Origin of the sequence: Bartonella sp. CB10SXKL (genome assembly GCF_042195515.1) — a bacterium.
Taxonomy (GTDB): Bacteria; Pseudomonadota; Alphaproteobacteria; order Rhizobiales; family Rhizobiaceae; genus Bartonella.
Map to the genome: position 1 here is coordinate 266,609 of NZ_JBHION010000002.1, position 13,219 is coordinate 279,827.

The window sequence follows — 13,219 nt, forward strand, 5'->3', positions numbered from 1 at the left end:
ATATAAAAGGTGGTAATGAATGGTATTTGATGGGTGTTTCTAATAATATCATTATAATGCTTGATTTATGTATGAGTAATTACCACTTCATGTACAGTGAAGAGCTGAGGTTTTCTAAAGGTGAGCTGGTTGTTGTAGGTAGCTCATAGGCTCCAGAAAGGAGAGTTATGCAATATATTGATGAAAAGACAGATGAAGTAAGAGATGGGGTTTATGCTGTTTTACCTCTTCGTGATATTGTTGTCTTCCCCCATATGATTGTTCCACTTTTTGTGGGCCGCGAAAAATCAATTCGTGCTCTTGAAGAAACGATGGCGGTTGATAAGCAAATACTATTGGTGACACAAAAAAATGCTTCTGATGACGATCCAAAATCAGAGGATATTTATCATATTGGTACATTTGCTAATATTCTTCAACTTTTAAAGCTTCCTGATGGTACTGTAAAGGTTTTGGTTGAAGGAACTGCACGTGCAAAAATTAGTCAATTTGCTTTAAGTGAAGGTTATCATCAGGCTTTTGCAACTGTTACAGAAGAACCTAGAGAGAGTGATGTTGAGATTGAAGCTCTTTCAAGGTCAGTGATTGCTTATTTTGAAAACTATGTAAAGCTTAATAAAAAAATCTCTCCTGAAGTTGTGAATGCGATTGGCCAGCTTGATAATCCTTCTAAGCTTGCCGATACGATTGCTTCTCATTTGATGATTAAACTTGCAGAAAAGCAAGAAATATTAGAGCTCTTACCTGTGCGGGCCCGTCTTGAACGTGTTTTGTCCTTCATGGAAGGAGAAATTTCTGTTTTGCAGGTTGAAAAACGTATTCGTTCGCATGTTAAACGGCAAATGGAAAAAAACCAACGAGAATATTATCTCAATGAGCAGATGAAGGCTATTCAAAAAGAGTTAGGAGCAGGTGATGATAGCCGAGATGAACTCTCTGAATTAGAAGAACGTATCAAGAATACAAAACTATCCAAGGAAGCGCAGGAAAAAGCTGGAGCAGAATTGAGAAAATTACGGAATATGTCTCCTATGTCTGCAGAAGCGACAGTTGTACGTAACTATCTTGATTGGTTATTAGCAATGCCTTGGGGTAAAAAATCTAAGATTAAAAACAATTTAGATTTTGCTGAAAAGGTCATGAATAATGAACATTTTGGTCTTGAAAAAGTTAAGGAGCGAATTATTGAATATTTGGCCGTACAAAGTCGCGCGTCAAAGATAAAAGGCCCCATTATTTGTTTGTTAGGTCCTCCAGGTGTTGGGAAAACATCATTAGCGCGCTCTATTGCAAAGGCAACGGGGCGTGAGTATGTTCGTATCTCATTGGGAGGTGTCCGGGATGAAGCAGAAATTCGTGGACATCGCCGAACATATATTGGCTCGATGCCTGGAAAAATTATCCAGTCTATGAAAAAAGCAAAAAAATCTAATCCGCTTTTCTTGCTTGATGAAATTGATAAAATGGGACAAGATTTTCGTGGCGATCCTTCATCTGCTTTATTAGAAGTTCTTGATCCTGAACAAAATGGTACGTTCATTGATCACTATTTGGAAGTTGAATATGATCTTTCTGATGTCATGTTTATCACAACTGCCAATACGCTTAATATTCCAGGTCCGTTAATGGATCGTATGGAAATTATTCGTATCGCTGGTTATACTGAATGTGAGAAAATGGAAATTGTTAAACAGCATCTTTTACCAAAGGCACTAAAAGATCACTGTTTGTCTAAAAAAGAACTCAGTATTTCTGATGGAGCACTAAGGTCAATTATTCAGTTTTATACACGTGAGGCAGGCGTTCGTAACCTTGAACGTGAACTCATGAAAATTTCCCGCAAATCCGTTACAAAAATTCTCAAAACACATCAAAAATCTGTAAAAGTTACAGAAAGTAATATTCATGATTTCTTGGGTGTTAAACGTTATCATTACAATCAGATTGAAGGAGAAAATCAAGTTGGTGTTGTAACAGGTCTTGCGTGGACAGAAGTCGGTGGAGAGTTATTGACCATTGAAGGAGTTATGATGCCCGGCAAAGGGAAGATGACTGTAACTGGAAATTTACGTGATATTATGAAAGAGTCCATTTCAGCGGCAGCATCTTATGTACGTTCTCGTGCTGTTGATTTTGGTATTGAACCTCCACTTTTTGAAAAACGCGATATCCATGTTCATGTTCCAGAGGGTGCGACACCAAAAGATGGCCCATCGGCTGGGATTGCAATGGTGACAGCAATTGTTTCGGTCCTTACAGGAGTAGCTGTGCATAAAGATATTGCAATGACTGGTGAAATTACTTTACGTGGACGCGTTTTACCCATTGGTGGATTAAAAGAAAAACTCTTAGCAGCTCTTCGAGGAGGGATAAAAAAAGTACTTATTCCTGAAGAAAATGCAAAAGATTTGGTTGATATTCCTGATGATGTCAAAAATAATATGGAAATTATTCCGGTAAATCATGTGAGTGAAGTTTTGAAACACGCTTTGGTTCGTTTTCCAGATACTATTGAATGGAAAGAACCCTCTACAGTGGCTGTCCCAATCCGGTCAGAGAGCAGTGATAGTGACGGAATACAGATTGCGCACTGATTCACTTATCTCATTTATAACGGCATTTTTTAGGTGGCAGAAGGCGTTGTTGAGGTTATTATTTTGTTTTTTGTTGGAAAAAGTGAAAAATTCCGTGAATAACTGTGATTATTGCTAAAAAAACAATGTTTTGGATAAAAATAAGACTTCTGTTTGCTGTACTTTTCAATAAACTGACCAATAACATGATTAAGTCATGTTCAGGTAATATAGGGAAAGGAAATATTTTATGAATAAAAGTGAATTGGTTAGCTCCGTTGCTGAAAAGGCAGGTGTTTCGAAAGCGCAAGCTGGTGCTGTTGTTGATGCTTTTATGGCTTCTGTAACAGAAGCTTTAGCTTCAGGGGGAGATGTTCGTCTTCCAGGTTTTGGCACTTTTGAAGTTTCTCATCGTGCTGCAACAAAGGGGCGTAATCCTTCAACTGGTGCTGAAATCGATATTCCAGCACGTTCTGTACCCAAATTTTCTGCAGGAAAAAGCCTTAAAGAAGCAGTTAATAAAAAATAATTTAAGCTACATTAAAAAAACCCGATTTATTTATAAGCGGGTTTTTTTAACACATGTGTTATGCGCATTTTTCATATAAAACTTTGAGATCTTTGCGATACTTTTTATTTTCATGTATTGCTGGTATTTTTGAAAATGATTTTAAGTTTTGTATAAAATACTGTCAGCTTAAAATATATTTTTTTTAGTATTTTCAAAAAATATTGCACTGTATTAATTGAGCACGGGTATGGCTTATAAAATGTAATATTAACTTTTATTACGCTGAAGTGTTACGGTATTTATTTCAAAACAAGATCCGTAAATAATATGAGGCGGAAAACTCTGTAAAGTCTATAAAAGTTATTATATATCACCATTGACGCTTAATGAAAGCGCATGTTGGTGCCACCGTGCTATCTATTTTTCTTAGTTCCTATAATGTTGCGACTAGCCCCAGATATCTGAGACGAGTGCATAAGGGATAGTTTTATTCTTTTACTCTTATACGCCAACCTTGCTTGTGACACACCAAGAGGATAATTTTATTGATTTATTAGAGAGCCTGAAATGAAAGAATCTTTTGATATTCAGATTTGGTTTTCAATATTGTGATTTTTCTTGGCATTTGAGAGGGGAGAGATAGCTTCAGCTCTATCCTACAAATATTTTTTCCATATCTTTATTTCACTTGTGATATGCAAGCGAGTATTTTTCCTTCATCATACAAGAGTTAAAATGAGAGAACATCACAAATTTTGAGGGAGGAAGTTACAAAACAGAAAAATTACTCTTATAAAATAATATACATTACGTAATATAAAAACTATTAATAAAGATAGTACAGTATTACGTGTGTATTTTTTATCTATTTTTTTGATTATTCATAATATATTTATATGATTATTTTTTTTAGTCATTAAATCATATTAAATTGTTGATAGCGGTAAAGGTTTTTTATAGCCAAAAGTTATTTTACAGCACCTACATAATTGAATAAATGATGAAATGTAGGTAGTATTTATTGATTGGGGGAGACAGTCTTTAAAAGGCTTTAGAATGATTTTTTCACGAGAGTCATAAAGATCTATTCAGTAGGTGAGAGGCGAATCGTATGTTTTTTATAAACAGGAGCTCTTTGATTCTTTATCTGCTAACCACTGAGTACAATCATTGAGAGCTCTCGCTGTTATGGCTTGTTTTTTTACTAATTTTTTTTCTTTACTTGGTAAGCGTTTCCCTGAATGTTTAATAGAAGCAATAGGGGGAAAAAGTCCGAAATTGATATTCATTGGCTGAAAAGACTGTGTTTCTGCTTTTTCATCTATGATGTGTCCCCCCGTAATATGATTCAAAAGGGCTCCGAATGCTGTAGTTTGTGGGGGGAGGAAAGGGGAAATATGATGATATTCGGCAGCAGCAAAACGTCCAGCAAGAAGCCCTATTGCCGCTGATTCTACATAACCTTCACATCCAGTAATTTGCCCTGCAAAGCGTAGTTGTCTTTTTTGTTTTAAACGAAGGGTTTGATCAAGAATAATTGGCGAGTTGAGGTAGGTATTGCGGTGAAGACCACCAAGACGCGCAAACTCTGCTTTTTCAAGACCGGGAATCATTCTAAAAATACGAATTTGTTCACCATATTTCAGTTTTGTTTGAAAGCCGACCATATTATAAAGCGTTCCAAGTTTATTATCTTGGCGTAATTGAACGACAGCATAGGGTTTAACTGTAGGGTTATGGGCATTAGTTAAGCCCATAGGTTTCATAGGACCATGTCTTAACGTTTCAAGTCCGCGCTCAGCCATAATTTCAATGGGGAGGCATCCATCAAAATAGGGCGTTTTTTCAAAGTCACGAAACTCTGTTTTTTCAGCATTTTTTAACGCTTCAACGAATGTTTCATATTGTTCTTTGTTGAGAGGACAATTAAGATAATCTTTTCCTGTTCCCTCAGGACCAATTTTATCATAGCGAGATTGATACCAACAAATGTTGATATCAATACTGTCGGTATGGATAATAGGTGCAATCGCATCAAAAAAAGAAAGAGCTTTTATACCGGTTATTGCTTGTAATTTTTGAGCAAGTGCAGGCGATGTAAGGGGGCCCGTTGCAATGACAACATGTTTCCAAGCTTTAGGAATTTCTTGAACTTCTTCACGTTTGATTGTTATAAGGGGGTGGTTTTCGAGTGCTGTCGTAACGGTTTTTGAAAATCCATCACGGTCAACAGCAAGAGCACTCCCTGCGGGAACTTTGTTGGCATCAGCAGCTTTCATAATTAACGATTTTGCTAATCGCATTTCAGCATGTAAAAGCCCTACGGCATTTGTTAATGAATCATCGCAACGAAACGAATTTGAACAAACCAGTTCTGCTAATTTATCTGTTTTATGGGCATCTGATTTTTTTTCAGGCCGCATTTCATGCAAAACAACAGGAATTCCTGATTGAGCGATTTGCCAGCTCGCTTCACACCCCGCAAGACCGCCACCGATGATATGAATTGGGATATCAAATGTCTTTAACATAATTGACTTTTAGCGTAAGCAGTTATGTATGAAAAGCATAGATTTTGTTTTTTTTAATATATTTGTTTGCTTTTTTTCTGTAATTAATGGTATAGAAACGCCGCTTGTATAAGGTTATTAGCTTGTAAGTTTGAGCGGATGTGGCGAAATTGGTAGACGCACCAGATTTAGGTTCTGGCGGGAGACCGTGGGGGTTCGAGTCCCTCCATCCGCACCAAAGCAATCCCTTAGGTGCTACGGATTTCTACGTGTCTGAAATTCCGCTTCATGGTAAATGTAACACTCGAAGTGTTAGAATGTAATGATTATTAGAGTGGGTTGATCCCTCTCCTTAGAAAAATGAAGGTGTTTAATGCAGGTTACCGAGACGCTTAATGAAGGACTGAAGCGCGAAATTAAGATCGTGGTTCCAGCGAAAGATTTAGAAGAAAAGTTGAATGAACGATTGGATGATACCAAGGGAAAAATCAAGCTTAATGGTTTTCGTCCCGGTAAAGTGCCTAGTGGGCATTTGCGAAAAATGTATGGTAAATCCTTTATGGCGGAGATTCTCAATGAGATACTCAGTGATGCACCCCGTTCTATTTTAGCAGACCGCAATGAACGTGCAGCGATGCAGCCAAAAATTGATATAGATGAAGATGAAAAAATTCTAGATGGCAAAGCTGATTTTACTTTTAGTTTAAAGTATGAAGTTTTACCAAAAATTGACATTAAAGATTTTGAACACATTACGGTTATCCGTGAAATTGCAACTGTTCCTGAACAGGATATTGATGATCAAGTCAAACGCGTCCTTTCTTCTACGCGTAATTATTCCCTAAAAGAGGGGAATTCTGAAGAAGGTGATCGTATTACCATAGATTATCAAGGTAAGCTTGAAGGCGTTCCATTTGAAGGTGGGGCAGATAGTGATGCACAACTGATTCTTGGGTCAAAACAATTTATTCCTGGTTTTGAAGAGCAATTGGTTGGTGTGAAAGCTGGGGATGCAAAAACGATTTTTGTTAAATTTCCAGATAATTACAGTGCGGCACATTTGGCGGGACGGGAAGCAGAGTTTGACATTACTATCAAAGCTGTCTTTAAACCAGATGAATTAAAAATTGATGATGAAGCAGCGCAAAAAGTTGGTTTAGAGTCTCTAGATCGCTTACGTGAGGTCGTTCGTGGGCAGATTGAAAGCCAATATGGTTCAGTGACACGTCAAAAAGTTAAGCGTCAAATTCTTGATGCTTTAGATGCTGATTATAATTTTGAGATTCCTGAAGAACTTTTAGAAGTTGAGTTTAACAATATATGGGCTCAGGTTAATGATGATTTGAAAAAGGCTGGGCGCAGTTTTGAAGATGAAGGTATTACAGAAGAAAAGGCACGGGAGGAATATCGTGTCCTTGCGCAGCGTCGTGTTCGTCTTGGTTTGGTGCTTTCTGAAATTGGAATGAAGGTTGGTGTTAAAGTTAGTGAGGATGAGCTAAAAGCAGCCGTTTTTGATCAGGTTCGCCAGTATCCTGGACAAGAGAAAGAGATTATGGATTTTTTCCGTAGGACTCCGGAAGCTGTTGAAAATCTACGTGCTCCGATTTTTGAAGAAAAGGTCATTGATCATTTATTAGCACAGATAAAAGTCACAGATAAAGAAGTGACGGTTGAAGAGTTGATGAAAGAATATGACGAATCAGATGTTCCTGAAGAAAAGCCGGCAAAGAAAAAGTCTGCAGTGAAAGAAACGTCTACAGAGAAAAAACCAGCTAAGAAAAAGGCTCCTAAAAAAGCTTAATATTTATGCAAACAGAACAAGCCCGATAGAAACGGGCTTGTGTTGTAAGATTTATGTTCTGGGGTTACACTGAGAGAATGGTTTTAGATAAGCCATGAGTATATTTTAAATATTGGTAGTGGATTGGCAATGAGCATCATTGATACGCGTACTCCTGATTCTAAGCGTTTTATTTCTGGAGTTACAGGTGATTGGGAAGTCATCATTGGCATGGAAGTTCATGCGCAAATCATATCAAATTCAAAACTTTTTTCAGGAGCATCAACAAAATTTGGTGCAGAGCCGAACAATCATGTATCACTTATTGATGCAGCCATGCCAGGTATGTTGCCTGTTCTTAATCAAGAATGTGTTCGTCAAGCGGTTCGAACGGGGTTAGGATTAAAGGCGCATATTAATTTAAAGTCTGTTTTTGATCGCAAAAATTATTTTTATCCAGATTTACCGCAGGGGTATCAGATTTCTCAATTTCGCTATCCCATTGTGGGAGAGGGAAAGATTATCATATCTGTTGGTCCAGATTCGAATGGCCAATTTGAGGATATTGAAGTGGGAATTGAGAGGTTGCATCTTGAACAGGATGCTGGAAAATCGATGCACGATCAACATCCAACGATGTCTTTTGTAGATCTTAATCGTTCTGGTGTTGCTCTTATGGAAATTGTTTCCAAACCTGATATGCGCTCATCAGATGAAGCCAAAGCCTATATGACAAAATTGCGTACGATTGTTCGTTATTTGGGCACTTGCGATGGCAATATGGATGAAGGTTCTATGCGTGCAGATGTCAATGTATCTGTTCGTCGTCCTGGTGAAGATTTTGGAACGCGCTGTGAAATTAAAAATGTTAATTCTATTCGCTTTATTGGTCAAGCAATTGAGTATGAAGCGCGTCGTCAGATCGCAATTTTAGAAGATGGAGGCGTCATAGATCAAGAGACTCGGCTTTTTGATGCCGCTAAAGGTGAAACGCGTTCTATGCGCTCAAAGGAAGAAGCGCATGACTATCGTTATTTTCCTGACCCTGATCTTTTACCATTAGAATTTGATCAAGCATTTGTGGATGCTTTGGCAGCAGACTTACCAGAATTGCCTGACGCTATAAAAGCACGTTTTATTAAGGAAATGGGATTGACAGTGTATGATGCTTCCATTCTTGTGACAGAAAAGGCTATTGCTGATTATTTTGAAGAGGTAGCGCGTGGGCGTGATGGAAAAATAGTTGCCAATTGGGTGATTAACGACCTTTTAGGGGCTTTAAATAAAGATAATCGTGAGATTGAAGAGTCCCCAGTATCGCCAAATCAATTGGGAAGTATTATTGATCTCATAAAAGAAGGAGTTATTTCTGGAAAAATTGCCAAAGATCTTTTTGAGATTATTTGGAATGAGGGGGGTGATGCACGCCAAATTGTAGAAGAGCGAAATATGAAGCAGGTAACGGATACAAAGGCTATTGAAAGAGCTGTTGATGAGATCGTTGCTAATAATTCTGATAAAGTTGCGCAAGCAAAGCACAAACCTGCTTTAGCTGGTTGGTTTGTTGGACAGGTAATGAAAGCAACAGGTGGTAAGGCAAATCCCCAAGCTGTTAATGAATTGGTTAAGATGAAACTTGGCATAGATTAAATTTTTATGGGGTGGAGAAGAAGCCATACATATGATATCTTCTTGAAATTAAAGGATAGCACGTTAACCTATCAATTGGAATTGTAGTTGAATTTACGAGTAACTTTTTCGATAATTTCAATCGTTAATAATTTTATTCCAACGATTAATTTCATGAGCGCACTAAATGAATGGAATAGCAGATGGCTCGTTTTTTTAAGCAAATCTTCACATGGTGGAATGGCAATACCATTGGTACGCGTTTTTTCACATGGCGCAAAGGTAAGCGGATAGGGGAAGATCAATTTGGAAATATATATTATGAAGGAGGACTTCATAAGGATGGTTATCCGCACCGTTGGGTTATCTATAAAGACTATTCTGAGGCCTCTACTATTCCACCAGGTTGGCACGGCTGGATTCATCATCGCTGTGAGTGTCCACCAACACAGGAGGATTATCATCCTTATGAATGGGAAAAGCCTCATGTTGCAAATATGACAGGAACAAGTGAGGACTATCGACCAAAGGGGGCTATCACCTCCAATGGAGAGCGTTCTTGTGTGCATGAAGATTATGATGCGTGGTCACCTAAAAAATAACATGTTTTAATGTGCGTGTGTATTTTTGTCTTATTTGACTCTATGTTATGAAAAGAATTATTTTTTTAAGGTGCGATTGATTTTGATATGATGAGATTTTTTTTATTGTTAGGGGTGAGGCATTTTTTTTATATTTTTTTAATGGGAATTTTAGTGTTTTTATCCTTAAATAGTGGAGTGCGGGCTGAACGTATTAGCAATGGAATTGCTGTTTTTGCGGGTCTTGACAAAATCACGGGGCGGACTACACGTTTTGAAGTTACTCTTGGTAAAATTTATCAGTACGGTGCATTACAGGTAACTCCACGTGCGTGTTATACGAGCTCTAAAGATGAACCCACGCGTACAACAGGTTTTGTTGAAGTCAATGAAGTGACATTAGATAAAAAAATACGGCGTATTTTTACAGGATGGATGTTTGCGGATAGTCCTGGTTTGAACGCTGTTGAGCATCCTATTTATGATGTATGGTTAAAGGATTGCAAGCAGAATTCTCAAGATCTTCCTCTTCAATGATTAGTGTATTATCTATTTATAATACATTGATTTATAATAGTTATTTATCATTTTACAACTTAATAGGAGGTTCAAATTCCTATGATTACCTCATTTAAAATTTTTTATATTGAATTGATCCAAACTATTCTCTTGCGCGTTAAAAGTGACGGATGTGTAAATAAGACTGTCTAAGAAAGGAATAAAAAACTCCGTCATGAACTGTTTAAATTCAAAGATGCATCATTAGAATAAACATATTTTTTCAGTGTTTCATAAGAGACAGTTCTTGAATTATATTTGTAAAAGGTTGAAATGAAAGGCTTGTTTATATTTGTTAAAGAGATGAACTGACGCTTTTGCATTTATGAGGGAAACAGACTATCAAGTAAGTAATTCATCATGAAACACCAATCAGTATATCTAGAGAACGCCTGTGTTGGTAGTTCTTTTCTCATAGAGATGTCGTTTTTTATTCAAAGAGTAGAAGCAATGCAATCTCTATTAATGGAAAAATTGAGATTTAAGATTATTTAAAGTTTATCAATCGAAGTATAGCTTGGTTAAAAAATGCAGTGATCAATATATTTCTAGTAAGAAAACAATGTTTATATATTTTTATTATATACCACACTCATAAGTGAGTTTGTCTATTCGTAAGTCCTTGTATATTGCATGATAACTTCACATTTAAGTAAGCAGGATACCATTAAGTTTGTAAATCATATTCTTGGTATCCGTGCTTTTTAAAATCTTTTGTATAAAATACACGTGTTTTCATGTAGAGCTATTGAAAATTTAAAAAGGGGCCTCGAAGAGGCGTTAAAAAGATTTTGTATCACTGGGAGTGGTATATTTATTTTGTATAAAGAATAACCCATTTTCTGAAAAATACGAGATTTTATACAATGAAAGTTTCTAGTCACAACCATAATGATGTTTCCCGATTGCCGAAACAACCTAAAGAACCCTTATTGAATGTTCCATTTATTATAGTTGTTTTGATAGCATTTTGTTTTTGTCTTTATTGCATTTCTCAGTATTTTTTTTCTCATCAGTTTTATGTTGAAAGCCTTGAGTTTTTTTCATTTATACCAGCATTGTTTAAGAGGGATCCTGTAGCATTTTGTTATACCATGGTGAGTTATTCATTTATGCATAGTAGTTTTAAACATGTTGCTCTTAATATGGTTTGGCTTTTGGTTTTTGGCTCTCCTTTAGCAAGGCATTTTGGTGTTTTACGTTTTTTAATTTTTTGGGTGTTAACGGCAGTTATTTCTGTTTTGACTTATTTTACATTTCATCAAGAAAGTACCATATCACTTATTGGGGCGTCAGGTGCCGTATCTGGAATGATGGGTGCTATTGCACGTTACGGTTTTCCTAGTGGGAATCTAGCTGTCAATGCGCAGAACGAAAAACTTTTGGGACCTTTATTGTCTGTCAAAAAAGCTCTGTGTTCTAAGGGGGTGCTTGTTTATATGAGTGTATGGCTAGCGACTGATTTTATCATAGGTATTTCTTCTATTTTGTTTGAAGAAAATGGCATCTCAATAGCATGGGAAGCTCATATTGGCGGTTTTTTTGCGGGTTTTTTGTTGGTTGGTTTTTTTGATGTTTCACAAAAAATTAAAAACTAGGATCTAAGATATTGATGTGCCACATAAAGTGCTATTGTTGCTGCATTTGAAACATTTAATGACTTAATATTTCCAGGCATATCAAGGCGTGTTAAAGCGCAAACGGTTTCGCGTGTTTTTTTACGTAAACCTTTACCTTCTGCTCCTAAAACAAGAGCAATTTTATTCCCTGTTAATGCTGTTTCTAGAGGTTGGTCACCTTCTGAATCGAGACCAAAGCTTGTAAAACCTGTTTGATGAAGTTCTTGAAGAGCTTCAGCGAGGTTTCGTACGGTAATATAATGAATCATTTCCAGAGCTCCAGATGCTGCTTTCGCAAGAACACCGCTTTCGTGGGGAGAGTGACGGCAAGTTGTAATAAGTGCTTTAGCTTTCAATGCAACTGCAGAGCGCATAATAGCGCCAACATTATGTGGATCAGTAATTTGATCCATGACAATGACCAGATCAGTATTGGTTAGTTCCGACAGTTTGCATGGTTTGAGGGGGAGCGTTTCCAGAACAATACCTTGATGAACAGCCTCACTTCCAACAAGCGAATCAAGATATTTGGGGGTGCATAATGTAACAGAGCAAGGATAATCTGATTCGGATATATTTAATCGTTTTAAGGCATTTTGTGTAACGTAAAGACATTTTAAAATTCTTTTTGGGTTTTCTAAAGCAGCCTGAACAGAATGAATGCCATAAAGATGGATGATCCCTTGCTGTAAAGAAGCAGCTTTCTTCTTTGGGTGTGTAAAAGATCGAGAAGCAGAGCCTTTTGTATCGCGATATCGGCGACGCAAACGAGCATAATGAGAATTTTGTGATGTTTTTTCTTTCATAGCTTCTTTATAGCGTGTTAATAAGAAAAATAGAGAGAAAAAAATCTATGATTTAAAATTATGAGCAGGAAATTTGTACAGAACTGTATTTATTCTGTTGACAGATACAATAGTAATCGTCATAACCACATCGCAATCAGATTGAATTGAATGGGTATTCAAGATGGTTGTCGTGATGTCTCATTGCGTGACTTTATCGGTGTAATGGAGGGGTGCCCGAGTGGTTAAAGGGGGCGGACTGTAAATCCGTTGCGTATGCTACGTTGGTTCGAATCCAACCCCCTCCACCATTCATCGAAGGAGAGTTAGTACGTGGGTTCATGCGGGTATAGCTCAATGGTAGAGCAGCAGCCTTCCAAGCTGAATATGCGGGTTCGATTCCCGCTACCCGCTCCAAATGGTTGTTGATGATTGGGCAAATAGGTATGATGGAGGATATTCCATTTATAGATGGGGTGGGGTTTTGCCTCTAAGAGTTGTGGTTATTGGGCTGTTTACAGTCTGGTCAGACTCATTTTTGCAGGACTGACCCTAGGTGCTAACAAAAATAGGGAATAAAACAAGAGATTAATAACAATGGCGAAGAGCAAGTTTGAACGAACAAAACCGCATGTTAATATTGGTACGATTGGTCACGTTGATCATGGGAAGA

General features: G+C 37.2%; 9 protein-coding genes, 3 tRNA genes and 1 pseudogene. 11 read left to right on the plus strand and 2 right to left on the minus strand.

The features are described from left to right. Positions 1 to 167: 167 nt before the first annotated feature. Together lon and ACFIK3_RS02335 are read left to right on the plus strand one after the other, a co-directional pair. The gene (gene lon, locus ACFIK3_RS02330; RefSeq protein WP_273791157.1) at positions 168 to 2,594 is read left to right on the plus strand and encodes an endopeptidase La; all 2,427 of its coding nucleotides are present in this window, start codon (positions 168 to 170) and stop codon (positions 2,592 to 2,594) included. 229 nt (positions 2,595 to 2,823) lie between these two features. Further along, complete coding sequence (locus ACFIK3_RS02335) at positions 2,824 to 3,102, plus strand: HU family DNA-binding protein (protein WP_273791158.1); 279 nt, start codon at positions 2,824 to 2,826, stop codon at positions 3,100 to 3,102. A gap of 1,100 nt (positions 3,103 to 4,202) precedes the next feature. Here the strand turns inward: ACFIK3_RS02335 and trmFO are convergent. Further along, complete coding sequence (gene trmFO, locus ACFIK3_RS02340) at positions 4,203 to 5,615, minus strand: methylenetetrahydrofolate--tRNA-(uracil(54)-C(5))-methyltransferase (FADH(2)-oxidizing) TrmFO (protein ID WP_375676192.1); 1,413 nt, start codon at positions 5,613 to 5,615, stop codon at positions 4,203 to 4,205. A gap of 134 nt (positions 5,616 to 5,749) precedes the next feature. Here trmFO and ACFIK3_RS02345 point away from each other — a divergent pair. The 6 genes from ACFIK3_RS02345 to ACFIK3_RS02370 all read left to right on the plus strand — a co-directional run bounded on the left by ACFIK3_RS02345 (position 5,750) and on the right by ACFIK3_RS02370 (position 11,740). Further along, positions 5,750 to 5,832: transfer RNA gene (locus tag ACFIK3_RS02345), tRNA-Leu, on the plus strand. Between the two features lie 135 nt (positions 5,833 to 5,967). Then, on the plus strand, positions 5,968 to 7,395 hold the full coding sequence (gene tig, locus ACFIK3_RS02350) for a trigger factor (RefSeq protein WP_273791160.1): 1,428 nt from the start codon (positions 5,968 to 5,970) through the stop codon (positions 7,393 to 7,395). 129 nt (positions 7,396 to 7,524) lie between these two features. After that, entirely contained in the window at positions 7,525 to 9,024 is a 1,500-nt protein-coding gene (gatB, locus tag ACFIK3_RS02355) for an Asp-tRNA(Asn)/Glu-tRNA(Gln) amidotransferase subunit GatB (protein ID WP_273791161.1), read from the plus strand. Between the two features lie 182 nt (positions 9,025 to 9,206). Next, positions 9,207 to 9,605, plus strand: coding sequence for an NADH:ubiquinone oxidoreductase subunit NDUFA12 (locus ACFIK3_RS02360; protein ID WP_012755018.1), 399 nt, complete (start codon positions 9,207 to 9,209; stop codon positions 9,603 to 9,605). Between the two features lie 90 nt (positions 9,606 to 9,695). Then, on the plus strand, positions 9,696 to 10,121 hold the full coding sequence (locus ACFIK3_RS02365) for a DUF2155 domain-containing protein (protein WP_273791166.1): 426 nt from the start codon (positions 9,696 to 9,698) through the stop codon (positions 10,119 to 10,121). 887 nt (positions 10,122 to 11,008) lie between these two features. After that, on the plus strand, positions 11,009 to 11,740 hold the full coding sequence (locus ACFIK3_RS02370; protein WP_273791162.1) for a rhomboid family intramembrane serine protease: 732 nt from the start codon (positions 11,009 to 11,011) through the stop codon (positions 11,738 to 11,740). Here ACFIK3_RS02370 and ACFIK3_RS02375 read toward each other — a convergent pair. Next, entirely contained in the window at positions 11,737 to 12,567 is an 831-nt protein-coding gene (locus ACFIK3_RS02375; RefSeq protein WP_375676193.1) for a TrmH family RNA methyltransferase, read from the minus strand. The genes ACFIK3_RS02370 and ACFIK3_RS02375 overlap by 4 nt on opposite strands. Before the next feature lie 206 nt (positions 12,568 to 12,773). On the opposite strand from ACFIK3_RS02375, the gene ACFIK3_RS02380 reads away from it, so the two are divergent. The 3 genes and pseudogenes from ACFIK3_RS02380 to ACFIK3_RS02390 all read left to right on the plus strand — a co-directional run. Beyond that, positions 12,774 to 12,857 (plus strand) — tRNA-Tyr (locus tag ACFIK3_RS02380). Positions 12,858 to 12,889: 32 nt separating this feature from the next. Next, positions 12,890 to 12,963 (plus strand) — tRNA-Gly (locus tag ACFIK3_RS02385). Between the two features lie 180 nt (positions 12,964 to 13,143). Further along, a pseudogene (locus ACFIK3_RS02390) lies at positions 13,144 to 13,219 on the plus strand (elongation factor Tu); the annotation flags it as partial.